General features: G+C 64.3%; 21 protein-coding genes. 13 read left to right on the top strand and 8 right to left on the bottom strand.

What is annotated here, in order from left to right; genetic code table 11:
• Nucleotides 1–242: 242 nt before the first annotated feature.
• The 8 genes from PSEMO_RS26270 (at nucleotide 243) to PSEMO_RS26305 (ending at nucleotide 10,795) form a co-directional block, all read left to right on the top strand.
• Nucleotides 243–1,532, top strand: a complete 1,290-nt coding sequence (locus PSEMO_RS26270) for an MFS transporter (RefSeq protein WP_075805819.1) — start codon at nucleotides 243–245, stop codon at nucleotides 1,530–1,532.
• 161 nt (nucleotides 1,533–1,693) lie between these two features.
• Nucleotides 1,694–2,692 carry a phosphate ABC transporter substrate-binding protein PstS gene (locus PSEMO_RS26275; protein WP_075805820.1) on the top strand — a complete coding sequence of 333 codons (999 nt, stop codon included), beginning with the start codon at nucleotides 1,694–1,696 and terminating at the stop codon, nucleotides 2,690–2,692.
• Between the two features lie 141 nt (nucleotides 2,693–2,833).
• On the top strand, nucleotides 2,834–5,122 hold the full coding sequence (locus PSEMO_RS26280) for an ABC transporter permease subunit (RefSeq protein ID WP_075805821.1): 2,289 nt from the start codon (nucleotides 2,834–2,836) through the stop codon (nucleotides 5,120–5,122).
• An 18-nt stretch (nucleotides 5,123–5,140) separates the two neighbouring features.
• Nucleotides 5,141–6,811 carry a phosphate ABC transporter permease PstA gene (pstA, locus tag PSEMO_RS26285; protein WP_075805822.1) on the top strand — a complete coding sequence of 557 codons (1,671 nt, stop codon included), beginning with the start codon at nucleotides 5,141–5,143 and terminating at the stop codon, nucleotides 6,809–6,811.
• A gap of 109 nt (nucleotides 6,812–6,920) precedes the next feature.
• The gene (gene pstB, locus PSEMO_RS26290; protein WP_075805823.1) at nucleotides 6,921–7,754 is read left to right on the top strand and encodes a phosphate ABC transporter ATP-binding protein PstB; all 834 of its coding nucleotides are present in this window, start codon (nucleotides 6,921–6,923) and stop codon (nucleotides 7,752–7,754) included.
• A gap of 89 nt (nucleotides 7,755–7,843) precedes the next feature.
• On the top strand, nucleotides 7,844–8,599 hold the full coding sequence (gene phoU, locus PSEMO_RS26295) for a phosphate signaling complex protein PhoU (RefSeq protein ID WP_009402408.1): 756 nt from the start codon (nucleotides 7,844–7,846) through the stop codon (nucleotides 8,597–8,599).
• Between the two features lie 165 nt (nucleotides 8,600–8,764).
• Entirely contained in the window at nucleotides 8,765–9,658 is an 894-nt protein-coding gene (locus tag PSEMO_RS26300; RefSeq protein WP_075805824.1) for a response regulator, read from the top strand.
• Between the two features lie 240 nt (nucleotides 9,659–9,898).
• A complete protein-coding gene (locus PSEMO_RS26305; RefSeq protein ID WP_075805825.1) occupies nucleotides 9,899–10,795 on the top strand; it encodes a peptidoglycan DD-metalloendopeptidase family protein in 897 nt (298 codons plus the stop codon).
• Nucleotides 10,796–10,801: 6 nt separating this feature from the next.
• Here the strand turns inward: PSEMO_RS26305 and PSEMO_RS26310 are convergent, their stop codons facing one another.
• The 3 genes from PSEMO_RS26310 to phoB all read right to left on the bottom strand — a co-directional run bounded on the left by PSEMO_RS26310 (nucleotide 10,802) and on the right by phoB (nucleotide 14,371).
• A complete protein-coding gene (locus PSEMO_RS26310; protein ID WP_075805826.1) occupies nucleotides 10,802–12,142 on the bottom strand; it encodes a hemolysin family protein in 1,341 nt (446 codons plus the stop codon).
• A 113-nt stretch (nucleotides 12,143–12,255) separates the two neighbouring features.
• On the bottom strand, nucleotides 12,256–13,566 hold the full coding sequence (gene phoR, locus PSEMO_RS26315; RefSeq protein WP_075805827.1) for a phosphate regulon sensor histidine kinase PhoR: 1,311 nt from the start codon (nucleotides 13,564–13,566) through the stop codon (nucleotides 12,256–12,258).
• A 115-nt stretch (nucleotides 13,567–13,681) separates the two neighbouring features.
• A complete protein-coding gene (gene phoB / locus PSEMO_RS26320) occupies nucleotides 13,682–14,371 on the bottom strand; it encodes a phosphate regulon transcriptional regulator PhoB (protein ID WP_075805828.1) in 690 nt (229 codons plus the stop codon).
• 151 nt (nucleotides 14,372–14,522) lie between these two features.
• Between phoB and PSEMO_RS26325 the strand changes: the two genes are divergently transcribed.
• A complete protein-coding gene (locus PSEMO_RS26325) occupies nucleotides 14,523–14,891 on the top strand; it encodes a COG4315 family predicted lipoprotein (protein ID WP_075805829.1) in 369 nt (122 codons plus the stop codon).
• A gap of 110 nt (nucleotides 14,892–15,001) precedes the next feature.
• Here PSEMO_RS26325 and ubiA read toward each other — a convergent pair whose 3' ends face one another.
• Together ubiA and PSEMO_RS26335 are read right to left on the bottom strand one after the other, a co-directional pair.
• Nucleotides 15,002–15,892 carry a 4-hydroxybenzoate octaprenyltransferase gene (ubiA, locus tag PSEMO_RS26330; RefSeq protein ID WP_075805830.1) on the bottom strand — a complete coding sequence of 297 codons (891 nt, stop codon included), beginning with the start codon at nucleotides 15,890–15,892 and terminating at the stop codon, nucleotides 15,002–15,004.
• Nucleotides 15,892–16,503 (bottom strand): chorismate--pyruvate lyase family protein, encoded by a 612-nt coding sequence (locus tag PSEMO_RS26335; RefSeq protein ID WP_075805831.1) that lies wholly within the window; start codon nucleotides 16,501–16,503, stop codon nucleotides 15,892–15,894. The genes ubiA and PSEMO_RS26335 overlap by 1 nt, the downstream gene beginning before the upstream one ends.
• A 118-nt stretch (nucleotides 16,504–16,621) precedes the next feature.
• On the opposite strand from PSEMO_RS26335, the gene PSEMO_RS26340 reads away from it, so the two are divergent.
• From PSEMO_RS26340 to PSEMO_RS26355, 4 genes are all read left to right on the top strand, one after another.
• Nucleotides 16,622–16,789 carry a rubredoxin gene (locus tag PSEMO_RS26340; RefSeq protein ID WP_075805832.1) on the top strand — a complete coding sequence of 56 codons (168 nt, stop codon included), beginning with the start codon at nucleotides 16,622–16,624 and terminating at the stop codon, nucleotides 16,787–16,789.
• Nucleotides 16,790–16,823: 34 nt separating this feature from the next.
• Entirely contained in the window at nucleotides 16,824–17,972 is a 1,149-nt protein-coding gene (locus PSEMO_RS26345; protein ID WP_075805833.1) for an NAD(P)/FAD-dependent oxidoreductase, read from the top strand.
• A 187-nt stretch (nucleotides 17,973–18,159) separates the two neighbouring features.
• Entirely contained in the window at nucleotides 18,160–18,432 is a 273-nt protein-coding gene (locus PSEMO_RS26350) for an HU family DNA-binding protein (RefSeq protein WP_075805834.1), read from the top strand.
• A 132-nt stretch (nucleotides 18,433–18,564) separates the two neighbouring features.
• Nucleotides 18,565–18,936, top strand: a complete 372-nt coding sequence (locus tag PSEMO_RS26355) for a helicase (RefSeq protein ID WP_075805835.1) — start codon at nucleotides 18,565–18,567, stop codon at nucleotides 18,934–18,936.
• Nucleotides 18,937–19,062: 126 nt separating this feature from the next.
• Here the strand turns inward: PSEMO_RS26355 and PSEMO_RS26360 are convergent, their stop codons facing one another.
• The 3 genes from PSEMO_RS26360 to PSEMO_RS26370 form a co-directional block, all read right to left on the bottom strand.
• Complete coding sequence (locus PSEMO_RS26360; protein ID WP_075805836.1) at nucleotides 19,063–20,463, bottom strand: aminoacyl-tRNA deacylase and HDOD domain-containing protein; 1,401 nt, start codon at nucleotides 20,461–20,463, stop codon at nucleotides 19,063–19,065.
• Between the two features lie 79 nt (nucleotides 20,464–20,542).
• Nucleotides 20,543–22,621, bottom strand: coding sequence for an ATP-dependent DNA helicase RecG (gene recG, locus PSEMO_RS26365; protein WP_075805837.1), 2,079 nt, complete (start codon nucleotides 22,619–22,621; stop codon nucleotides 20,543–20,545).
• Nucleotides 22,622–22,630: 9 nt separating this feature from the next.
• The gene (locus PSEMO_RS26370) at nucleotides 22,631–23,551 is read right to left on the bottom strand and encodes a hydrogen peroxide-inducible genes activator (protein ID WP_075805838.1); all 921 of its coding nucleotides are present in this window, start codon (nucleotides 23,549–23,551) and stop codon (nucleotides 22,631–22,633) included.
• Nucleotides 23,552–23,661: the final 110 nt, after the last annotated feature.

Consider the following 23,661-nt stretch of genomic DNA (forward strand, 5'->3'; position numbering starts at 1 on the left):
TGCGAAACCGACCAAGTGTACTTGGCAGCGTTTTCGCACAATATCCCACCTTGGACGCAACCGGTTTCGACGAGGGGCCAGTATATAGAGCCTCGCAGACAGCGACGACCATGCAGTCACGATTATCTGCTGGGATTATGTAGATCTGTGTCGCTTTCGGACAATTTGTTATCGTTCGAGGGTCTATCCGGCCTTCGACCAGCCTTGCTGCCCGCTTCTACCTTCCAATAAGAGAAGTCTCAATGACATCGGTTCCCTCCAGCCTCGATCAGCCGGCCCGGCCGCTGACCCGCAACGACTACAAAACCCTGTCGCTGTCCGCCCTCGGCGGTGCGCTGGAGTTCTATGACTTCATCATCTTCGTGTTCTTCGCCACGGTGGTCGGCAAGCTGTTCTTCCCGGCCGACATGCCGGAATGGCTGCGCCTGATGCAGACCTTCGGCATCTTCGCCGCCGGCTACCTGGCGCGGCCGCTGGGCGGCATCGTCATGGCCCACTTCGGCGACCTGCTGGGGCGCAAGAAGATGTTCACCCTGAGCATCTTCATGATGGCCGTGCCGACCCTGATCATGGGCCTGCTGCCGACCTACGCGCAGATCGGCATGGCCGCGCCGATCCTGCTCCTGCTGATGCGGGTTATCCAGGGCGCGGCGATCGGTGGCGAAGTGCCGGGGGCCTGGGTCTTCGTCTCCGAGCACGTGCCGGCGCGCAATACCGGCTTCGCTTGCGGCACCCTGACCGCCGGGCTGACGGCGGGCATCCTTCTCGGCTCGCTGGTCGCTACCCTGATCAACAGCGTTTACACCCCGGAAGAAGTTGCTGATTACGCCTGGCGGATCCCCTTTCTGCTGGGCGGCGTTTTCGGCCTGTTCTCGGTGTACCTGCGCCGCTGGCTGCACGAGACCCCGGTATTCGCCGAACTGCAACAGCGCAAGGCCCTGGCCGAGGAAGTGCCGCTGCGCGCGGTGCTGCGTGACCACCGTGGCGCCATCGTCCTGTCGATGCTGCTGACCTGGCTGCTCTCGGCCGGCATCATCGTGGTCATCCTGATGACCCCCACCGTGCTGCAGACCGTCTACGGTTTCAGCGCCAGCGTGGCCCTGCAGGCCAACAGCCTGGCCATCGTCCTGCTGACCCTGGGCTGCATCGGTGCCGGCAAGCTGGTCGACCGCTTCGGCGCCGGCCGGGTGTTCGTGGCGGGCAGCCTGGCGCTGCTGGTCAGCTCCTGGACCTTCTATCACACCCTCGCCGAGCATAAGGATCTACTGTTCCCGATGTACGCACTGACCGGCCTGTGCGTCGGCATTGTCGGTGCGGTGCCCTTCGTCATGGTCCGCGCGTTCCCGCCGGTGGTGCGCTTCAGCGGCCTGTCGTTCTCCTACAACGTGGCCTACGCCATCTTCGGCGGCCTGACCCCGATGGCGGTCACCGCGCTGCTCAAGTTCAGCCCGATGGCCCCTGCGCTGTATGTGGCCGGGATCTGCGGCATCGGCTTCCTGGTGGGGCTGTATCTGCTGGCGACCAAGCGCTGACGCTTCTTTAATATCCGGCGCCTGAAAAATACAAAGGCCATCCCCGTTTCCGGTGATGGCCTTTAATCTAATTGTCACAATCCAGTCATAGATTAGACACGCGCCCTACAGATACTGGGCCCCGATCCATCTCACCCCCGAATTCCTGCTAGGAGCAAGGCATGAAACTGAAGCGTTTGATGGCGGCCCTGACCTTTGTCGCCGCTGGCGTTGCCACCGCCAATGCGGTCGCCGCTGTTGACCCAGCCATTCCGACCTACACCAAGACCACCGGTGTGTCGGGCAACCTGTCCAGCGTTGGCTCCGATACCCTGGCCAACCTGATGACGCTGTGGGCTGAGGCGTACAAGAAAGAGTACCCGAACGTAAACATTCAGATTCAGGCCGCCGGCTCCTCCACCGCGCCACCCGCGCTGACCGAAGGCACCGCCAACCTGGGCCCGATGAGCCGCAAGATGAAGGACGTCGAGCTGCAGGCCTTCGAGCAGAAGTACGGCTACAAGCCTACCGCCATCCCGGTGGCCGTCGACGCCCTGGCCGTCTTCGTGCACAAGGACAACCCGATCAAAGGCCTGACCATGGCCCAGGTTGACGCGATCTTCTCGTCGACCCGTCTGTGCGGCGGCAAAGCCGACGTGAAAACCTGGGGCGACCTGGGCGTGACCGGCGACCTGGCCAACAAGCCAGTCCAGCTGTTCGGCCGCAACTCGGTATCCGGCACCTACGGCTACTTCAAGGAAGAAGCCCTGTGCAAAGGCGACTTCAAGCCTAACGTCAACGAGCAGCCAGGTTCGGCTTCCGTTGTTCAGTCGATCAGCTCCTCGCTGAACGGCATCGGCTACTCCGGCATCGGCTACAAGACCGCTAGCGTCAAGACCGTAGCCCTGGCCAAGAAAGAAGGCGGCGAGTTCGTTGAAGACAACGAAGCCAACGCCCTGAACGGCACCTACCCGCTGTCGCGCTTCCTGTACGTCTACGTCAACAAGGCCCCGAACAAGCCTCTGGCCCCGCTGGAAGCCGAGTTCGTGAAGCTGGTCCTGTCGCAGGCCGGTCAGCAGGTCGTAGTGAAAGACGGTTATATTCCGCTGCCAGCCAAAGTGGCCGAAAAAGCCCTGGCTGACCTGGGTCTGAGCCACACCGCCGGTGTAGCCAAGAACTAAGCGTGACCTCGTGGGGCCCGGAGGACGCCAGGCCCCACCTGCAAATTTCCAGTCCGCTGCCAGGGATGCCTGTGCGGCGGGCTTTTTTGCGTCACCGCATTGTCATGTTTCTGTCATACGGGACCGCTAGGGTGTGTGCGCATGAATGATCTGGCCAATTCCACAATGACCCCAAATTCCTCCCCGGTGCGGATTGACTTCAATACGCCCGAGCTGCAACGCAAACGCCGCATCCGCGCGCTGAAGGACCGCCTGACCCGCTGGTATGTACTGGTCGGCGGGCTTGCCGTGCTGGCGGCGATTACCCTGATCTTCTTCTACCTGGCCTATGTGGTGGTGCCGCTGTTCCAGGGCGCGAGCCTGACCAGCAAGCCGGCCCTGCAGCCCGCCTGGTTGCAACAGGACGCCGGCAAGCCGCTGATGATCGCCCTGGAAGAGCAGAACCTGGTCGGCATGCGCGTTTCCGACAAGGGCCAGGCCCTGTTCTTCGATACCAAGACCGGCGCCGAGCTCAAGCGCGTCGATCTGCCCCTGCCGCCGGGTGTCCAGGTGACCTCGATCGGTGCCGACCAGCCGGGTAGCCCGCTGATCGTGCTGGGCCTGTCCAATGGTCAGGTGGTGGTGTTCCACCACACCTACAAGATCACCTACCCGGACAACAAGAAGACCATCACCCCCGCCATCGACTTCCCTTATGGCCAGGAGCCCATCGCCCTGGACGAGCAGGGCCGCGCGCTGGAACACGTGAGCCTGAACGCCAACGGCGACACCCTGCTGCTGACCGGTTCCGCCGGCGCACACCTGCAGGTGCTGCAACTGAGCCGTTCGGAAAACATGATGACCGGCGAAGTCACCAACGAGCAGAACCGCATCGAACTGCCGCAGATGACCGAGCCGGTGAAGCAGATCTTCGTCGATCCGCGCCAGCAGTGGCTGTACGTGATCAACGGTCGCGCCCAGGCCGACGTGTTCAACCTGCGCGAGAAGAGCCTCAACGGTCGCTACAAGCTGGCCGAGGACGGCAATGTCGAGATCACCGCGGTGGCCCAGCTGGTCGGCGGCATTTCGCTGATCGTCGGTGACTCCAAGGGCGTCCTGACCCAGTGGTTCATGGCCCGCGACCCGGATGGCGAGCAGCACCTCAAACGCATCCGCGACTTCAAGATGAGCGATTCGCCGATCGTGCAGATCGACGCCGAAGAGCGCCGCAAGGGCTTCATCGCCCTGGACGCCAGCGGCAAGCTCGGTGTGTTCCACAGCACCGCGCACCGTACCCTGCTGATCGAACAGGCCGTTGACGGCCCGGGCATCCTCGCCCTGTCGCCGCGCGCCAACCGCGTGCTGATCGAAGACGGCAACAAACTGCAGCCGCTGAGCCTGAAGAACCCGCACCCGGAAGTCTCCTTCAGTGCCCTGTGGAGCAAGGTCTGGTACGAGAACTACGACGAGCCTAAATATGTCTGGCAGTCGACCGCCTCGAACACCGACTTCGAACCCAAGCTGAGCCTGTCGCCGCTGACCTTCGGTACCCTCAAGGCGGCCTTCTACGCGATGATCCTGGCCGCACCGCTGGCCATCGCCGCCGCCATCTACACCGCCTACTTCATGGCCCCGGGCATGCGCCGCAAGGTCAAGCCGGTGATCGAACTGATGGAAGCGATGCCGACGGTGATCCTCGGCTTCTTCGCCGGCCTGTTCCTTGCGCCGTACCTCGAAGGCCACCTGCCGGGCGTGTTCAGCCTGCTGTTGCTGTTGGCGCTGGGCATCCTGGTCGCCGGCTTCAGCTGGAGCCGCCTGCCGGAGTCGATCCGCCTGCGCGTCCCGGATGGCTGGGAAGCGGCGATCCTGATCCCGGTGATCCTCTTCACCGGCTGGTTCGCCCTGTACATGAGCCCGTTCCTGGAAACCTGGTTCTTCGGCGGCGACATGCGCCTGTGGATCACCAACGACCTGGGCATCACCTACGACCAGCGCAACGCCCTGGTCGTCGGTATCGCCATGGGCTTCGCGGTCATCCCGAACATCTACTCGATCGCCGAGGACGCCGTGTTCAGCGTGCCGCGCAGCCTGACCCTGGGCTCGCTGGCGCTGGGTGCCACGCCGTGGCAGACCTTGACCCGCGTGGTCATCCTGACCGCCAGCCCGGGCATTTTCTCGGCACTGATGATCGGCATGGGCCGCGCCGTGGGCGAGACCATGATCGTGCTGATGGCCACCGGCAACACGCCGGTGATGGAGCTGAACCTGTTCGAGGGCATGCGCACCCTGGCGGCCAACGTCGCGGTGGAGATGCCGGAGTCGGAAGTCGGCGGCAGCCATTACCGCGTGCTGTTCCTGGCGGCGCTGGTGCTGCTGATGTTCACCTTCGTCATGAACACCTTGGCCGAGCTGATTCGCCAGCGTCTGCGCAAGAAATACTCGTCGCTTTGATAGAGAAGGTAGAGATCCGTGAAAAAGGATTCCCTCAACAGCTGGTTCAAGAGCGGCGCACCCGGTGTCTGGATCAGCGGTGGCTCGGTCGCCATCGCGGTCATCATGACCATCGGCCTGCTGGCCGTGATCGCCGTCCGCGGCCTGGGCCACTTCTGGCCCGCTGACCTGGTCCAGGCCAGCTACAACGTGCCGGGCCAGCCCGCGCATGTAGTGGTCGGCGAGGTGGTACAGAAGGAAGAAGTACCCCGTGCCCGTCTGAAAGGTGCCGGCCTGCCGGTGCCGGATGACGGCCCGGAGTTCATGACCCGCGAACTGATCAAGGTGGGTAACCGCGACCTCAACGGCAGCGACTTCACCTGGGTGGTCGGTGAGTGGCTGGTGGACGAGCAGCGCCCGGCTGACCTGATCGCCCTGGAACGCCGCGAGTGGGGCAACTTCTACGGCTACCTGGTCAGCGTCAAGGAAAACGGCAAGGTGGTCGCCGAAGGTCCGGCGGCCTGGGCCGAACTGCAAAGCCGCCTGGCCCGCGCCGACAAGCTGTCCGGCGACCTGCAGACCCTGGAAAAGAAAGATATCGGCGCCATCAACCACGGTCTCGAACGCCTGCGCCTGCACAGCCGCAAGCTGGAGCTGGAAGGCAAGCTGGACGCCGCCGCCCAGGCCGACATCGAATCCGAGCGTGCCGAGCTGAACAACCGCTACAAGGCCATCGAGGACCGCCTGGGCAGCCTGCACCAGGACTTCGCCCGTGATTCCATGGTCGCCCGTGACGGCAACGGTCGCGAAGTCGAGATCAACCTGAGCAAGATCGTCCACGCCTACCAGCCCAACGGCATGGGCCTGTTCACCAAGCTTGGCGTGTACTTCGCCAAGGTCTGGGAATTCCTCAGCGACGATCCGCGTGAAGCCAACACCGAGGGCGGTATCTTCCCGGCCATCTTCGGCACCGTGATGATGACCCTGATCATGGCCGTGATCGTCACCCCGTTCGGCGTGCTGGCGGCGGTCTACCTGCGTGAATACGCCCGTCAGGGCCCGGTCACCCGGCTGATCCGCATCGCCGTGAACAACCTGGCCGGTGTCCCGGCGATCGTCTACGGCGTGTTCGGCCTGGGCTTCTTCGTCTATGTGCTGGGTGGCTCGCTGGACCGGCTGTTCTTCCCCGAAGCGTTGCCGGCACCGACCCTGGGTACCCCGGGCCTGCTCTGGGCTTCGCTGACCCTGGCGCTGCTGGCCGTGCCGGTGGTGATCGTGGCCACCGAGGAAGGCCTGGCGCGGATTCCGCGGACCGTGCGCGAAGGCTCCCTGGCCTTGGGCGCGACCAAGGCCGAGACCCTGTGGAAGATCGTCCTGCCCATGGCCAGCCCGGCGATGATGACCGGCATGATCCTCGCCGTGGCGCGTGCCGCCGGCGAAGTGGCGCCGCTGATGCTGGTGGGTGTGGTGAAGCTGGCGCCGTCGCTGCCGGTGGACGGCAACTACCCGTACCTGCACCTTGACCAGAAGATCATGCACCTGGGCTTCCACATCTACGACGTCGGCTTCCAGAGCCCGAACGTCGAGGCGGCCCGTCCGCTGGTGTACGCCACCGCGCTGCTGCTGGTCCTGGTGATCGCCACCCTGAACCTGTCGGCCGTGTGGATCCGCAACCACCTGCGCGAGAAGTACAAGGCGCTGGACAGCTAAATCAGCCACAAGCGGCAAGCTGCAAGCCTCAAGCTTGGAGCAGTGCCGCTTCTGCCCTTTTCTTGCAGCTTGCAGCTTGAATCTTGCAGCTTCAAATGGAGTAAGCACCATGCAGCATGAATCCCACTCCCACGGCATCGACATGTCCGCCCTGGGTCGCGACAAGCAGAGCCTGCGCCTGGCCGAAGAAACCGTGGCCATCGAAGTGCCGGGCCTGAGCCTGTTCTACGGCGACAAGCAAGCCCTGTTCGACGTCAGCATGAACATCCCGAAACAGCGCGTGACCGCCTTCATCGGCCCGTCCGGCTGCGGCAAGTCGACCCTGCTGCGGACCTTCAACCGCATGAACGACCTGGTCGACGGCTGCCGTGTGGAAGGCGCCATCAACCTGTACGGCAACAACATCTACCGCAAGGGCGAAGACGTCGCCGAGCTGCGTCGCCGGGTCGGCATGGTGTTCCAGAAGCCCAACCCGTTCCCCAAGACCATCTATGAAAACGTGGTCTACGGCCTGCGCATCCAGGGCATCAACAAGAAGCGCGTGCTCGACGAAGCCGTCGAGTGGGCCCTCAAGGGCGCCGCCCTGTGGGACGAAGTGAAGGACCGCCTGCACGACTCGGCCCTGGGCCTGTCCGGTGGTCAGCAGCAGCGTCTGGTCATCGCTCGCACCATCGCCGTCGAGCCGGAAGTGCTGCTCCTCGACGAACCCTGCTCGGCCCTCGACCCGATCTCGACCCTGAAGGTCGAAGAGCTGATCTACGAGTTGAAGTCCAAGTACACCATCGTCATCGTGACCCACAACATGCAGCAGGCGGCACGGGTCTCCGACTACACCGCGTTCATGTACATGGGCAAGCTGGTGGAATTCGGCGACACCGATACCCTGTTCACCAACCCGGCCAAGAAGCAGACCGAAGACTACATCACCGGTCGCTACGGCTAGGTCCGGACGCACGCGCAGGCGGTGCCCGGGACAGACACGAATGACTTGAAGCTTGCGGCCTGGGGCCGGCAGCTTTGCGGAGCGAAAGCATGATCGATAAAGACAGCCTCACCCATCACATCTCCCAGCAGTTCAACGCCGAACTCGAAGAGGTGCGCAGCCATCTCCTGGCCATGGGCGGCCTGGTCGAGAAGCAGGTCAACGACGCCGTCACCGCGCTGATCGAGGCCGACTCCGGCCTGGCCCAGCAGGTGCGTGAGGTCGACGAGCAGATCAACCAGATGGAGCGCAACATCGACGAGGAATGCGTGCGCATCCTCGCCCGCCGCCAGCCGGCCGCTTCCGACCTGCGCCTGATCATCAGCATCTCCAAGTCGGTGATCGACCTGGAGCGCATCGGCGACGAATCGACCAAGATCGCCCGCCGCGCCATCCAGCTGTGCGAGGAAGGCGAGTCGCCGCGGGGCTACGTCGAGGTCCGCCACATCGGCGACCAGGTGCGCAACATGGTGCGTGATGCCCTGGATGCCTTCGCCCGCTTCGACGCCGACCTGGCGCTCTCCGTGGCCCAGTACGACAAGACCATCGACCGCGAATACAAGACCGCCCTGCGCGAACTGGTCACCTACATGATGGAAGATCCGCGCTCGATCTCCCGGGTGCTCAGCGTGATCTGGGCCCTGCGCTCGCTGGAGCGGATCGGCGACCATGCACGCAATATCTCCGAGCTGGTGATCTACCTGGTACGCGGCACCGACGTGCGGCACATGGGCCTCAAGCGCATGAAAGAAGAAGTCCAGGGCGTCGAAAAGGCTAATGTTCCGGCTGAATCTGACGATAAATAAGACTGCCCCGAGAACTGACGCCCGGCTTTTGGCCGGGCGTTTTCGTTTGCGGCAGCGCAAGAGAAGGCACCCGCGAACGAGTGTGTTGTTGTCCCGGCGTGACCGAAGTTTTGGCAAATGGCCATCAGTCAACGTTATGCTAGCCGGGATCTGGAAGGAGTGGCGATGAGTAAAGTCAAAGTTCTTGTTGTGGATGATGCGCCGTTCATCCGTGACCTGGTAAAGAAATGCCTGCGCAACTATTTTCCGGGGATGATCACGGAAGATGCGGTCAACGGGCGCAAGGCCCAGGCCCTGATGGCCAAGGAAGTCTTCGACATGGTCCTGTGCGACTGGGAGATGCCGGAGATGTCCGGTCTCGAGTTGCTCACCTGGTGCCGCCAGCAGGATGCCCTCAAGGCGTTGCCGTTCATCATGGTCACCAGCCGGGGCGACAAGGAGAACGTGGTCCAGGCGATCCATGCCGGCGTTTCGGACTATGTCGGCAAGCCGTTCACCAACGAGCAGTTGCTGACCAAGGTGAAGAAGTCCCTGGCCAAGGTTGGCAAGCTGGACGCCGCCATGGCGGGTGGTCCGGCCCGCTCCTCCACCGGTTTTGCCAACGATTCGCTGTCGGCCCTGACCGGCAATGCACCCAAGGCCGCCACTCCGACGGCTGCCGCACCTGCGGCCAAGCCGCTGATCAATGCGCCGACGCCTCCCGCCCAGCCGGCATCGCCGACCGGTCGGGGCCAGGGCCAGTTGCGTCTGTCCAGCGGCAACCAGCCGTGCATCATCAAGGCCCTGACCCTCAAGGAAGCCTCGCTGGTGGTACGCCGCAGCGAGGCGCTGCCGCAGGTCCTGGAAGGCGCCGTGCTCGACCTGGAGCAGGGCGAGACCTCGGAGGTCGCCCGCCTCAACGGCTACCTGCACTCGGTCGCGGCCATGGAGCCGAAGCCGGACAGTGACTGGCTGCAGCTGATCTTCCGCTTTGTCGACCAGGATGCGCAGAAGCTGGATTACCTGTCGCGGCTGATCGCCCGCGGGACGGCGCAGAAGCAGTACATTCCAAGCGCCTGACTGCTTGGTTACTACTGATGGCCTCATCGCTGGCAAGCCAGCTCCCACAGGGTTTGCGGAGCACTCGGTCCTTGTGGGAGCCAGCGATGAGGCCGGTGAATATGGCCGTCTAGCGGCAAATTGCCACCGCTGATCGCCTGCAACCCTCTCAAGCCGTTTCCACGGCTTCCCGGCCGATTTCCCGCTGCTAGGCTTCGACGACAACCCCAAGAAAGCCCCGTCGTCGGAGGGCCTCCCGTCATGCCCGCTCGCCTGCTGCTGTTCTGTGCATTGCTGCTATCCGCCGGGCCGGCGCTGGCCATGACCATCTACCAACACCGCGATGCCTTTGGCGTGGTGACCTATTCCGATCGCCCGATGCCCGGCGCAAAGCCGTTCCTCTTCCGCGACCGCATGGAAGAGAAGCTCGAGCGCCAGGTCCATCTGCAAGCCACGCCCCATCCCGGCGGCGTGCATTTCTCCGTGTACAACGAGCTGTACGCCCCGGTGGAGGTCGAACTGCGCCTGGAACGCCTGGGCAACGCCCGGGAAGCGGGACCGCGTCTGGTGCGCCGGGTGATCCCTGCACGGGCCACGGTGGCCGTGGCCGCGCTGACGGCGATCCGGCCGGGACAGAAGGTCAGCTACAAGGAAACCCTGCGCACCGCCCTTGGCGACCCCGCCCAGCGTCCCCAGGCCTATCGTTACCCGCTGCCCTGGCGTGGCGGACCGTTCCGCCTGACCCAGGGCCCCAACGGCCGCTTCAGCCACTTCGGCCCGAAAGGCCGCTATGCCATGGATATCGCCATGCCCGAAGGCACGCCGATCATCGCCGCGCGGGCCGGCGTGGTGGTGAAGATCGAGAACCGGCAGAGCGGGCGGGGCACCCAGCCGTCCGGCAACTTCGTAAGGATCCTGCACAACGACGGCACCATGGGCGTGTACCTGCATTTGCAGCGCGGTTCGGTGCTGGTGCGCGAAGGCCAGCAGGTGGCCTATGGCACGCCGCTGGCGCGTTCGGGGAATACCGGGAGGAGCACCGCGCCGCACCTGCATTTCGTGGTGCAGCGCAATGTCGGGCTGGCGGTGGAGTCGATTCCCTACCAGTTCAACCAGGCCATCGGCGGGTTGCCGAACTTTACCGCCGGCAACCCCTGAGGCCGCTCAATCGAGCTTGAGCACCTTGGCCAGGACAATCTTCGGCCCTTTCATCTTCTTGATGATGATGCGCAGGCCTTCGACTTCCAGCACTTCTTCCTCTTCCGGGACCCGCTTGAGGGTCTCGTACACCAGGCCGGCGAGGGTTTCCGCCTCGATATGGTCAAGGTCGATGCCGAGCAGGCGCTCGACCTTGAACAGCGGCGTGTCGCCCCGCACCAGCAGCTTGCCCGGCTGGTAGGCGAGGATGCCGCGCTCGGTCTTGCGGTGTTCGTCCTGGATATCGCCGACCAGCACTTCCAGCACGTCTTCCATGGTCAGGTAGCCGATCACCTTGCCGTCGGCCTCCTCGACCAGGGCGAAGTGCGCGCCACCCTTGCGGAACTGCTCCAGCAACTGCGACAGCGGCATGTGCCGGGACACCCGCTCCAGCGGACGCACCAGCTCGACCAGGTTGAAGGACTCCGGGACATGGTCCAGGGCCGCCAGTTCCAGCAGCAGGTCCTTGATGTGCAGCAGGCCGACGAACTCGCCGCGTTCGGCGTCGTACACCGGATAACGGCTGAACTTGTGGCGGCGGAACATCGCCAGGATCTCTTTCAGCGGCGCGTTGGCGTCGAGGCTGATCATGTCTTCCCGGGAGTTGGCCCAGTCGACCACTTCCAGTTCGCCCATCTCCACTGCCGAGGCCAGCACGCGCATGCCCTGGTCGCTCGGGTCCTGGCCACGGCTGGAGTGCAGGATCAGCTTCAGCTCTTCACGGCTGTAGTGATGCTCGTGATGCGGGCCCGGCTCGCCCTGGCCGGCGATGCGCAGGATGGCGTTGGCGCTGGCGTTGAGCAGGTAGATGGCCGGGTACATCAGCCAGTAGAACAGGTACAGCGGCACGGCGGTCCACAGCGAGAGCAGTTCCGGCTTGCGGATCGCCCAGGATTTCGGCGCCAGCTCGCCGACCACGATGTGCAGGTAGGAAATCACGAAGAAGGCGCTGAAGAACGAAACCGCCTTGATGATCTCCGGCGACTCCACGCCGACCGCAGCCAGCAGCGGCTCCAGCAGGTGGGCGAAGGCCGGCTCGCCGACCCAGCCCAGGCCCAGCGAGGCCAGGGTGATGCCCAGCTGGCAGGCGGACAGGTAGGCGTCTAGCTGGCTGTGCACGGTGCGCAGGATGCTGCCGCGCCAGCCGTGCTGCTCGGCGATCGACTCGACCCGGGTCGAGCGCAGCTTGACCATGGCGAACTCCGCCGCAACGAAGAAGCCGTTGAGCAGGACCAGGAGCAAAGCGAAAAGAATCATGCCGAAATCGGCGAAAAGAGAGGCGAGGCTGATACTGGAAGAAGGTTCCATGATGGAGTTTTACGGGGTTCCGTGTTCTAGAAATAGAAAGAAATAAGTGCCAGCTTGTGCTGGCACGGTCCGCCAATGTAGCGGCTGGGGGCGCAAATGCAAAGTCCGCTGGATCAGTGAGCCTTTTGCGCGATCAACTGGGCGGGAGCGAAGTGGCAGGTGAAGGTGCTGCCATGGCCGGGCACGCTGCTGATCTCCAGGCGTCCGCGGTGGCGCAACAGCACGTGCTTGACGATCGCCAGGCCCAGGCCGGTGCCGCCGGTGTTGGAGGCGCGGCTGGAGTCGACCCGGTAGAAGCGTTCGGTCAGGCGTGGCAGGTGCTTGGCGTCGATGCCGATGCCGGAATCCTGCACGCTCAGGTGCGCGCCCTGTTCGTCGGCCCACCAGCGGATGCGGATATTGCCTTCGTCCTGGGTGTATTTCACCGCGTTGAACACCAGGTTGGAGAAGGCGCTGCGCAATTCCGCCTCGCTGCCCTTGAGACGCAGGCCGGGTTCGGCTTCCAGGCTGATGCGCTGGTTGCGCTGACCGGACAGGGCCTGGGCATCGCTCTTGATCGAGGTCAGCAGGCCGTCGATGGCGACCGGGTGGTTGTCCGAGGGGTAATCGGTGGCTTCCAGCTTGGCTAGCAACAGCAGGTCGTTGAGCAGGGTCTGCATGCGTCCACCCTGTTGGTGCATCTGCTGCAGGGCGCGGACCCAGCGCGGGTTCACCTCCTCGACGTTGTCCAGCAGGGTCTCCAGGTAGCCGGCGATCACGGTCAGTGGCGTGCGCAGCTCGTGGGACACGTTGGCGACGAAGTCCTTGCGCATCTGTTCCAGCTGGTGGATGCGGGTCACGTCGCGCACCAGCATCAGGTGCTCGTTGTTGCCGTAGCGGGTGATGTGGAACTGGATGCGCATGCGGTCGCTGGTCGGCGAGGGGATTTCCAGGGGCTCGACGTAGTTTTCCGCCTCGAAGTATTCCTTGAAGCGCGGATGGCGCACCAGGTTGGTCACCTGCTGGCCGCTGTCCTGTGGGGTCTTGAGGCCCAGCAAGGTCTCGGCGGCGCGGTTCCACCACTCCAGGTTGCCTTCGCTGTCGAGCATGATCACCGCGTCCTTCAGGGCGGCGGTGGATTCCTGGACGCGGTCGATCACCGCCTGCAGGCGCCCCCGCACGCGCTGGTCGCGGCGCTGCAGGTGATAGATGCTGTCGAACACTTCGCCCCACAGGCCATAGCCATCCGGTGGCGGCTCGTCGGGTTTGTGCGCCTGCAGCCAATGGTGCAGGCGCAGCATCTGCTTGAGGGTCCAGCCCAGGTAGACCGCCAGGCCCAAGGCCATGGCCCAGCCGTAGTAACCGCTGACAAGCCCGGCGATCAGGCAGACGCTGATCAGCAAAAGCATGTGGCGAATCAGGGTGCCGTGCCAGTTCTGGTTCAATTGGGATCCTTTCGGATCAGCCTCAAGCTGCAAGCCATAAGCTGCAAGGTTGAAGCTGATCTAGTTTTGCTTTTGCTCTTACTTGAGGCTTATAGCTTGAGGCTTGTGGCTGTTTTCAGCTCTTGGTCGAGAAGCGGTAGCCGGTACCACGGACGGTTTGTACCAGATTCTCGTAGGCATCACCCAGCGCCTTGCGCAGGCGACGGATATGCACGTCGACGGTACGCTCCTCGACATAGACGTTGCCGCCCCAGACCTGGTCCAGCAACTGGCCACGGGTGTAGGCGCGTTCCTGGTGGGTCATGAAGAATTGCAGCAGGCGGTATTCGGTCGGGCCCATCTCGGCGGGTTTGCCGTCGATGGTCACGCGGTGGCTGATCGGGTCGAGCAGCAGGCCGCCGACTTCGATCGGCGCTTCGCCGTCGGTCGGGCCGGCACGGCGCAGCACGGCCTTGAGGCGGGCAACCAGTTCGCGGGGCGAGAACGGCTTGGTGATGTAGTCGTCGGCGCCGACTTCCAGGCCCTGGATCTTGTTGTCTTCCTCACCCTTGGCGGTGAGCATGATGATCGGCACGTCGCTGGTCAGCTCGTCGCGCTTCAGACGGCGGGCCAGCTCGATGCCGGAGGTGCCCGGGAGCATCCAGTCGAGCAGGATCAGGTCCGGCTTGCGGTCGACGATGATGGCGTGCGCCTGCTGGGAGTTCTCGGCCTCCAGGCAGTCATAGCCGGCCATTTCCAAGGCAACGGCGATCATTTCGCGAATGGGCGCTTCGTCGTCGACGATGAGAATATTCCTGCCAACCATGCTTAAACCTCTTCCCAGCTTCAGGTGTCTTGGCCCGCATTAGATAACGGAATTATTGCAGCTGTGTGACAAGTCCGGGGACCTTGCAGCAACATTCTGTTACTGGGCTAGGCTTTAAATCCCGCATTTCAAGAAGAGAACGGTGAATCCAATGACACGACATACGCTGAACTGGATGGCTCTTTGCACTGCCCTGGCACTCCCGGGGGTGGCACTGGCCGCGCCGGCGATGGAGAAGGACGGCATGCTGGTGGACCACGCCGGAATGACGCTTTACACCTTCGACAAGGACAGTGGTGGCAAGTCGATGTGCGCCGGTGAATGTGCCAAGAACTGGCCGCCGCTGATGGCCAAGGCCGGCGACAAGGCCGAGGGCAAGTGGACGCAGATCAAGCGCGACGACGGCAGCATGCAGTGGGCTTACGACGGCAAGCCGCTGTATACCTTCGTCAAGGACAAGGCGGCCGGGGACAAGACCGGTGACGGCATGAAGGATGTGTGGCACGCGGCCAAGCCGTAAGCCTCGAGGGCCTCATCGCCGGCAACGCCGGCTCCCACAGGGACCGCATGCACCGCCGGACCTGTGGGAGCCGGCGTTGCCGGCGATGAGGGCCTCGACAACAATGCAGATCAGCGAGTGGCGTAATCGACCACGATGCTGACAAAGATGATCAATCCCGCCCAATGGTTATGCAGGAACGCCTTGAAGCAGGCCTCCCGCTCCAGCCCGCGGGTCGACCAGTATTCCCAGGCGAAGCACAGCGCCGCGCCCAGCAGCCCCAGATGGAACCAGCCACCCAGGCCGAACTGGTTGCCCGCCAGCAGCAGGCACAGCAGCGACGCACCCTGCAGCGCCAGGATGATGATGCGGTCGGCCTCGCCAAACAGGATCGCGGTGGATTTCACGCCGATCTTCAGGTCATCGTCGCGGTCGACCATCGCGTAGTAGGTGTCATAGCCCACCGTCCACAACAGGTTGGCGATGTACAGCAGCCAGGCGATCGCCGGCAACTCGCCGTTGGCCGCGGTGAACGCCATGGGAATACCCCACGAATACGCCGCCCCCAGCACCACCTGCGGGTAATAGGTGTAGCGCTTCATGAACGGGTAGCAGGCCGCCAGCGCCACCGCGCCGAACGACAGCAGCACGGTCTTCTGGTTGGTGCACAGCACCAGCAGGAAGCTGATGCCCACCAGCAAGGCGAACAGCGCCAGGGCTTCGCGAGCGCTGATCCGACCGGCGGCCAGCGGCCGCTCGGCAGTGCGTTTCACATGACCGTCGACCTTGCGGTCGGCGAAATCGTTGATCGCGCAACCGGCCGCGCGCATCAGCACCACGCCGAACAGGAAGATCAGCACATTGGCCACGCTCGGCGAGCCATTGCCGGCGATCCACACCGCCGACAAGGTCGGCCAGAGCAGCAGGTAGATGCCGATCGGCTTGTCCATGCGGCTCAGCTGGATGAAGTCCCAGGCCCGGGGGTGCAGGCGGTTGAGCGACTTGAGCAGGTTCAGGTACATCAGCGGGCCTCCTTGAACGCTTCGGTGGCGTGCCACAGGCCGGGCAGGAACACTTCGGCCACCAGCAGGCCCAGGGCGCCGCGGTCGAAACGCGAACGGCGGCCCCAGAGACCTTCGTCCGTCTGCCCCTCGGGCAGCCAGGCGGACGGGTAGTGGCAGACCTCTATGGCCTGGCGCACGAAGCCCTGGTCGCAGAACAGCAGTTCGCCCAGCGAGCGGCTGCCCAGCGCTTCCAGGTCCAGCCCGTCATCGAGCAGGGCCTGGCGCCCGGCGACGCTGCGGGCGAACACCCACGGCTCGCCGTGGCCGCGTAAGTACACCTCGCGCACCCAGCCTTGGCTGCCGGGCGCCAGGCCCAGGGCCAGGCACTCGTCGTCACGCAGGGTCTGCCAGCCTTCGGCCAGCGGGGTCACGGAAAAATGGTCGGTGGACAGGCGGATCAGGCGGCGGGTCAGGGAACCCTGGTCGAACAGCCAGTCGAGGATCAGCGCCGGGGTCTGGGCTGCCAGCCGCGCATCATGCGGCGCCCAGTGCACGGCGGAATATTGCGAGGATTCGTTTGGCACGGTAGTCAAGGGGTTACAGGCCAGTGAAGCGGCGAAGCTTAACATGTTTGCCCAACGCGGCTTGCATCCCCAGGCCGGGCTCAGTACAAAGCCCGCTGACGGCCCGATCGCCATTTCCATAAAAGCAGGATCGGGCCAGGCCTGAACCCGAGGAGAAACAGTGATGAAAAAGTGGCAATGCATCGTGTGCGGCCTGATCTATGACGAAGCCGAAGGCTGGCCGGATGACGGCATCGCGCCGGGCACCCGCTGGGAAGATGTCCCGGAAGACTGGCTGTGCCCGGACTGCGGCGTGGGCAAGACCGACTTCGAAATGATCGCCATCGGCTGATCCCGTTTTCAACCCAGACAAGGACTTTCAAGGCATGACCGATCCCGTCGTGATAATCGGCACCGGGCTGGCGGGCTACAACCTCGCCCGCGAATTTCGCAAGCTCGATGGCGAGACGCCGTTGCTGCTGATCACTGCGGATGACGGGCGCTCCTATTCCAAGCCGATGCTGTCCACCGGCTTCGCCAAGAACAAGGACGCCGACGGCCTGAGCATGGCCGAGCCGGGGGCTATGGCCGAGCAGCTCAAGGCCGAGATCCGCACCCACACGCGTATCAGCGGCATCGATCCGGGACACAAGCGCCTGTGGATCGGCGAGGAGCAGGTGCGCTACCGCGACCTGGTGCTGGCCTGGGGCGCGGAAACCGTGCGTGTGCCGATGGAAGGCGATGGTGTCGATGCGGTGTACCCGATCAACGATCTGGAAGACTACGCGCGCTTCCGTGCCGCTGCTGCCGGCAAACGTCGGGTATTGATCCTCGGTGCCGGCCTGATCGGCTGCGAATTCGCCAACGACATGAGCCTGGGCGGCTTCGAGGTGGACGTGGTGGCGCCGTGCGAGCAGGTCATGCCGACCTTGCTTCACCCGGCGGCCGCAGCGGCCGTCCAGGGCGGCCTCGAAGGCCTGGGTGTGCGTTTCCATCTCGGGCCGGTGCTGACCCGCCTGCTGCGGGCGAGCGAAGGGCTTGAGGCGCACCTGTCGGACGGTTCGGTGATTGCCTGCGATCTGGTGGTTTCGGCGGTCGGCCTGCGGCCACGTACTGACCTGGCTGGCGCTGCCGGCCTGCGGATCAACCGTGGAGTGGTGGTGGACCGGCAACTGCGCACGTCCCACGCCAATATCTTCGCCCTGGGCGACTGTGCCGAGGTCGATGGCCTCAATCTGCTTTACGTCATGCCGCTGATGACCAGTGCGCGTGCGTTGGCACAGACCCTGGCGGGCAACCCTTCCGCAGTCGCCTATGGCCCGATGCCGATCACGGTGAAGACCCCGGTCTGTCCACTGGTGGTGTCGCCGCCGCCCCTTGGCAACGAAGGCACCTGGAGCGTGGAAGGCCAGGGCAGCGACCTGAAAGTGCTCTGCCACGATGCTCAGGGCCAGTTGCTCGGCTATGCCCTGACCGGGAGTGCGGTCATGGAGAAACTGGCGCTCAATCGCCAGCTTCCGGCCCTGCTGGCGTAAATACCGGTCGTTCTGTCGGATTTACCCTTCCATTGCCCGCCCAATGGCCGCGTCGAGACTGGCGCGGCCCTTGGCGGCGTGCCATCCTCACTTCCGTCTGCCGCAGACTAGAGCCTGCGGTGCCTTGGGCGCTGCCTTGAAGGGCAGCACGGCATAACAACAAAAATTCCGTCAAAGAGGCTTCACCATGCGTAAATCCGAAATCGCCGCAACCATTTCCGAGAAGGCCGATCTCACCAAGGATCAGGCCGGTCGCGTACTGAATGTCGTCCTGGATGAAATCAGCCATGCGCTGAGCAAAGGCGACAGCGTGACGCTCGTGGGTTTTGGTACCTTCGAAAAACGCCACCGCGGCGCTCGCACCGGCAAGAACCCGCAAACCGGCGAACCGGTGAAAATCAAGGCCAGCAATACCGTGGCGTTCAAGCCAGGCAAGGCCCTCAAGGAAAGCGTCAACTGATGGCGTGATCCATCGAATGCGGTCAAGACGGGCATCCTGGGGATGCCCGTTTTGTTTTGCGGGATCAGTAGCTTTCGTTCACTAAAAGGATAAACTGCGCGCCGGCAGTCACTTTTTCACCGAGGCGCATTCATGAAGTTCCGCTTTCTCCTTTGGGCCATGGGGCTGTTGATGGCCCGGGCCAGTCGCAAGAACCCGGCGTTCCAGCAGCAACTCAAGGACAAGGACCTGGTGTTCCAGTTGCAGACCCTGGACGGCAAGGTCGCCCGTCACTTCGTGGTCAAGGACAGCCGTATCCGCAGCAGCGGCGGTACGCACCCGGCACCGGCCTTTGCCATTGCGTTCAAGGACGCGGCGTTTGGTTTCGAGACGCTGCAGGCGAAGAACAAGCAGCTGGCGTTCATGCAGGGGATTCAGGACAAGACCATCCAGATCAAGGGCAATCCGGCGCTGGTGATCTGGTTCCAGGGGTTGATGAAGTACCTGAAACCGAAGAAGAAGTAAGACTTCTGGTATGGGGTGTGGCTGATGGCCTCATCGCTGGCAAGCCAGCTCCCACAGGGACTGCGTGCACCGCTGAACCTGTGGGAGCTGGCTTGCCAGCGATGAGGCCATCAGCGGCACAGCCAATCAGTGCTGGCTGAACTGCGAAGCCAGCTCGCGCAGCATCACTTCCGCTTCCAGCACCTTGTTCACTACGTCCTCGGCCTTTTCACGGCTGATGCTCAGGCGCTCGAGCAATTCATCCGGAATCGCCTCATCCGGCCCCGAGCCGATGCCCCGGGCGCGCAGCAGGCGCACCGACAGGCATACCAGGTTGGCGAACGGCGAGTGGTCGCCGGCGTAGTGCGGGTCGTTCTGGAAGCGCAGCGCAGTGGCCAGCTCATCCGGCATGTCCCAGAAACGCATCAGCCAGGCGCCGATCTGCTCGCGGCTGATACCCAGCAGGTGCTGCTCGACATAGCTGTGGCAGACATGCGGGTTGACCTCCAGGTGCCGGCAGATCAGCGAGAAGTGCGGCGGGAAGACGTGGGCCAGCAGCAGGTAGCCGAAGTTGTGCAGCAGGCCCGCCAGGTAGGTCAGGCCGGCTTCGGGACGTTCGGCCCGCGGCATGGCCCGGGTCAGCCCCTCGATCACCGCAGCGGTGTAGATCGATTGCTGCCAGTACGGCGTGGTGTGTTGCGGGTGGTCCTTGGGCAGGCTGAGGGTCTTGCCCAGGGCCAGGCCCAGCGCCAGGTTGATCACCAGGTCGAAACCGAGCACGCGGACGATCGCGTCTTCCACCGAGCGGATCTTGCCGGGCGAGGCGTAGTAGGGCGAAGCCGCCCAGCTGACCACCTGGGCCGCCAGCGCCGGGTCGGTCTCGACCACGCCGGTGATGTCGTCGATGGTGGCGTTGGGGTCGACCCGCAGCTTGATGATCTTCTGCGCCGTCTCGGCCAGCGGCGGAATCTCGATGGTCGATTCCAGGCGCTGCTGGATGCGCCGCGCGGTGAACGCCTGGACCGCCTGGGTGATCTCGTCGCGGTCATCCAGCGGACGGTCCAGGTTCGGATGGATCTTGCTCAGCAGCTCGCCGAACTGGCCGGCGCTGGCCTTGCTGAGCATCTTGCGGAAGTCGTCGCGCTCGATTTCCAGGAGCAGCCCGGCTTCACCCGACTGCACCAGCAGGGCGTCCGGCTTGAGCAGGCTGTCTTCGTACAGGCACGGCGAGCTGGTCAGCGCCGGGATGCCGGGCAGGATCTTCAGGCCATGCTTGTCGAGCATGCTCTGCAGGCGCTCCAGCGGCACGGCGGCCAGCTTGCGCCCGGTCAGCTCGGTCAGGCGGCTGAGGTCGAGCAGCTGGCTCTGCGGGAACAGCACCATCAGCGCGCCGACCGTGTCGTCGAGCAGGACGGTCTGAACGCGGGTTTCGGGCGGCAGCTGCGGGTGATCGGCGACTTCGCGGTAGGCGATACCCAGCTTTTCGAGCAGCAGCCGGATAACAGACGGAACCTGTGGGGTTGCAGTATCGAGGGCAACTTCAATCATGGTCTGTATCCAAATTCTTCACAGTGGCGAGATTATAACCAGCTTGACCGGCGGCCTGGATCCAATTCCGCCGAATTCGTCACACCTGGCCGTATTGTTGGCCGTGACGCAGCCAGCGCTCCAGGAGCGGGCTGACGTGGTCGGGCCAGCGTGCCAGCAGGGCCTGGGCTGCGTCGCGCACGGCGGGCAGCAGGTCGGCGTCGCGCATCAGGTCGGCGACCTTGAATTGCAGCAGGCCGGTCTGGCGGGTGCCGAGCATTTCCCCGGGGCCGCGCAGCTCCAGGTCCTTCTCGGCGATGACGAAACCATCATTGGTTTCGCGCATGATCCCCAGGCGTTCGCGGCCGATCTGCGACAGCGGCGGGTGGTAGAGCAGCACGCAGTGGCTCACTGCGCTGCCGCGTCCGACCCGGCCGCGCAACTGGTGCAGCTGGGCCAGGCCCAGGCGCTCGGGGTTTTCGATGATCATCAGGCTGGAATTGGGCACGTCCACGCCCACCTCGATCACCGTCGTGGCCACCAGCAATTGCAGGCGGCCTTCCTTGAATTCAGCCATGACCGCGGCTTTTTCCGCGGCTTTCATGCGGCCGTGGATCAGCCCCACGCGCAGTTCGCCCAAGGCGCTGGAAAGCTCTTCGAAGGTGGTCTCGGCGGCCTGGCAGGTCAGTTCCTCGGACTCTTCGATCAGGGTACACACCCAATAGGCCTGGCGCCCTTCGGCACAGGCGGCGCGGACCCGCTCGACCACTTCGAAGCGCCGGCTGTCGGCGACCAGCACGGTATTCACCGGGGTCCGGCCGGGGGGCAGTTCGTCGAGGATCGAGGTGTCGAGGTCGGCGTAGGCGCTCATCGCCAGGGTCCGCGGGATCGGCGTAGCGGTCATGATCAACTGGTGCGGACAGAAGCGCCCGCCCACGCCTTTCTGGCGCAGGGCCAGGCGTTGCTGCACGCCGAAGCGGTGCTGTTCGTCGATGATCGCCAGGGCGAGATTGTGGAATTTCACCTCTTCCTGGAACAGCGCGTGGGTGCCGACCACCATCGGCGTGCCGGTGGCGATCTGTTCCAGCGCGGCGACGCGGGCCTTGCCCTTGAGCTTGCCGGCCAGCCAGGCGACTTCAATGCCCAGCGGCTCCAGCCAGCGCTTGAAGGTGATGAAGTGCTGCTCGGCGAGAATCTCGGTGGGCGCCATCAGCGCCACCTGGTAACCGGCTTCCAGCGCCTGCAGGGCGGCGAGGGCGGCGACCACGGTCTTGCCGGCGCCGACATCGCCCTGCACCAGGCGCAGCATGGGTTCCTGCTGGCTCAGGTCGTAGGCGATCTCGTTGCCGACGCGCTGCTGCGCGCCAGTGGGCGGGAAGCCCAGGTTGGCGAGGAATTGCCGGGGCAGGTGCCTGGCTTTCGGCAGTACCGGGGCGCGCAGCGAACGCATGCTTTCGCGCAGGCGCTGCTGCGACAGTTGATGGGTCAGCAGTTCTTCGAAGGCCAGGCGGTGCTGGGCCCAGTGCTGGCCTTCGGCGAGCTCGTCGACATCGGCGTCCGCCGGTGGCTGGTGCAGGTAGCGGATGGCTTCGTCCAGCGGGCCGAGCTGATAGTCCCGGGCCAGCTCTTCCGGTAGCCAGTCCGGCAGGCTGCGCGGGCCGAGCATGGTCAGGGTCTGCAGGCTCAGCTGGCGCAGGCGCTGCTGGGTCAGGCCCTCGGTGGTCGGGTAGATCGGCGTCAGGGTCTGGTCCACCGGGGGCGGTGGTTCGTTGCCGTTGAGCACACGGTATTCCGGGTGGTAGATCTCCAGGCCCGAGGCACCGGGCCGCGCTTCGCCGTAGCAGCGCACGTGGGTGCCGCGCTTGAGCGCGTCCTTCTGCGCCATGCTGAAGTGGTAAAAGCGCAGGCTGAGCACGCCGCTGCCGTCACCCATGCGCACCACCAGGCTGCGGCGCTTGCCCATGACCACGTCGGCGCCGCTGACCACACCCTCGATCACCGCGTCCTGGCCCGGGCGCAAGGCGCCGATGGGCACTACGCGGGTGCGGTCCTGATAGCGCAGGGGCAGGTGGAAGAGCACGTCCTGGAGGTTTTCCAGGCCGACCTTGGCCAGTTTCTCGGCAAGGGCTTCGCCTACGCCTTTCAGTGCCGTGACCGACACATGGGACAACTCGGTCATGACAACGACCTACTCGCTCGCGGGCGGCTTGGCCACGGAGCAGAGGCGGATCGAGTCGGCAAGGATCTCGATGGCCTTGGGCCGCGGGAAGCTGGCGCGCCAGGCGATGGCCACGGTGCGGAACGGCGCGGGCGCGCTCAGCGGACGCACGTCGATCACCCCCGGGGCGTAATGATGGCTGTGTACCGCCGACAGCGGCAGGATCGACACGCCCAGGCCCGAGGCGACCATATGGCGGATGGTTTCCAGCGAGCTGGACTCCACCGTGGTGTGCTTGGCGCCGTCGTTGCCCTTGCCCAGGGTCGGGCAGGCTTCCAGGACCTGGTCGCGGAAGCAGTGGCCTTCACCGAGCAGCAGCAGGCTCTTGTCGTTGAGCAGGCCGGCATCGATGGTTTTCTGCTGGGTCCACGGGTGCCCGGCGGGCATCAGCACGTAGAACGGCTCGTCGTAGAGCGGCAGGGTCAGCACGTCGGCTTCGTTGAACGGCAGGGCGATGATCACTGCGTCCAGCTCGCCGTTGCGCAGCTTGTCGCGCAGCACGTGGGTGAAGTTTTCCTCGATGTACAACGGCATCTGCGGGGCGACCCGGTGCAGTTGCGGAATCAGGTGCGGGAACAGGTAGGGACCGACGGTATAGATCGCCCCGACCTTGAGCGGCGCGGTCAGCTGGTTCTTGCCGGCCTGGGCCAGTTCGCGGATACCCTGGGCCTGTTCGAGGACCTTCTGCGCCTGGGCGACGATGCTCTCGCCGACCGGGGTCAGGCGCACCGCGCTCTTGCTGCGCTCGAAGATCAGTACGCCCAGCTCGTCCTCCAGCTTTTTCACGCCCACCGACAGCGTCGGCTGGCTGACATGGCAGCGCTCGGCGGCATGGCCGAAGTGCTGTTCCTGGGCAAGGGTGACGATGTAGCGCAATTCTGTGAGGGTCATAACTGGCGTCCGTGAAGTAGCGGCCCCAGCATAGCGGCTGCAACCGATAGACGCACGTTATCAGACTTGTGCGTGTGCGACAGAAACGATGATTGGCCAAAAACTTTGGG

It is taken from the genome of Pseudomonas putida, assembly GCF_001941965.1.
Classification (GTDB): domain Bacteria; phylum Pseudomonadota; class Gammaproteobacteria; order Pseudomonadales; family Pseudomonadaceae; genus Aquipseudomonas; species Aquipseudomonas putida_L.

What these genes read in the sequence shown, in the direction of transcription:
- PSEMO_RS26340 (WP_075805832.1), top strand. Translation starts at nt 16,622, where the DNA reads ATGAAAAAGTGGCAATGCATCGTGTGCGGCCTGATCTATGACGAAGCC.
- PSEMO_RS26280 (WP_075805821.1), top strand. Translation starts at nt 2,834, where the DNA reads ATGAATGATCTGGCCAATTCCACAATGACCCCAAATTCCTCCCCGGTG.
- PSEMO_RS26350 (WP_075805834.1), top strand. Translation starts at nt 18,160, where the DNA reads ATGCGTAAATCCGAAATCGCCGCAACCATTTCCGAGAAGGCCGATCTC.
- PSEMO_RS26300 (WP_075805824.1), top strand. Translation starts at nt 8,765, where the DNA reads ATGAGTAAAGTCAAAGTTCTTGTTGTGGATGATGCGCCGTTCATCCGT.
- PSEMO_RS26325 (WP_075805829.1), top strand. Translation starts at nt 14,523, where the DNA reads ATGACACGACATACGCTGAACTGGATGGCTCTTTGCACTGCCCTGGCA.
- PSEMO_RS26370 (WP_075805838.1), bottom strand. Translation starts at nt 23,551, where the DNA reads ATGACCCTCACAGAATTGCGCTACATCGTCACCCTTGCCCAGGAACAG.
- phoU (WP_009402408.1), top strand. Translation starts at nt 7,844, where the DNA reads ATGATCGATAAAGACAGCCTCACCCATCACATCTCCCAGCAGTTCAAC.
- PSEMO_RS26345 (WP_075805833.1), top strand. Translation starts at nt 16,824, where the DNA reads ATGACCGATCCCGTCGTGATAATCGGCACCGGGCTGGCGGGCTACAAC.
- PSEMO_RS26275 (WP_075805820.1), top strand. Translation starts at nt 1,694, where the DNA reads ATGAAACTGAAGCGTTTGATGGCGGCCCTGACCTTTGTCGCCGCTGGC.
- ubiA (WP_075805830.1), bottom strand. Translation starts at nt 15,892, where the DNA reads ATGTACCTGAACCTGCTCAAGTCGCTCAACCGCCTGCACCCCCGGGCC.
- PSEMO_RS26360 (WP_075805836.1), bottom strand. Translation starts at nt 20,463, where the DNA reads ATGATTGAAGTTGCCCTCGATACTGCAACCCCACAGGTTCCGTCTGTT.
- PSEMO_RS26305 (WP_075805825.1), top strand. Translation starts at nt 9,899, where the DNA reads ATGCCCGCTCGCCTGCTGCTGTTCTGTGCATTGCTGCTATCCGCCGGG.
- recG (WP_075805837.1), bottom strand. Translation starts at nt 22,621, where the DNA reads ATGACCGAGTTGTCCCATGTGTCGGTCACGGCACTGAAAGGCGTAGGC.
- pstB (WP_075805823.1), top strand. Translation starts at nt 6,921, where the DNA reads ATGCAGCATGAATCCCACTCCCACGGCATCGACATGTCCGCCCTGGGT.
- PSEMO_RS26270 (WP_075805819.1), top strand. Translation starts at nt 243, where the DNA reads ATGACATCGGTTCCCTCCAGCCTCGATCAGCCGGCCCGGCCGCTGACC.
- phoB (WP_075805828.1), bottom strand. Translation starts at nt 14,371, where the DNA reads ATGGTTGGCAGGAATATTCTCATCGTCGACGACGAAGCGCCCATTCGC.
- PSEMO_RS26355 (WP_075805835.1), top strand. Translation starts at nt 18,565, where the DNA reads ATGAAGTTCCGCTTTCTCCTTTGGGCCATGGGGCTGTTGATGGCCCGG.
- PSEMO_RS26310 (WP_075805826.1), bottom strand. Translation starts at nt 12,142, where the DNA reads ATGGAACCTTCTTCCAGTATCAGCCTCGCCTCTCTTTTCGCCGATTTC.
- PSEMO_RS26335 (WP_075805831.1), bottom strand. Translation starts at nt 16,503, where the DNA reads ATGTTAAGCTTCGCCGCTTCACTGGCCTGTAACCCCTTGACTACCGTG.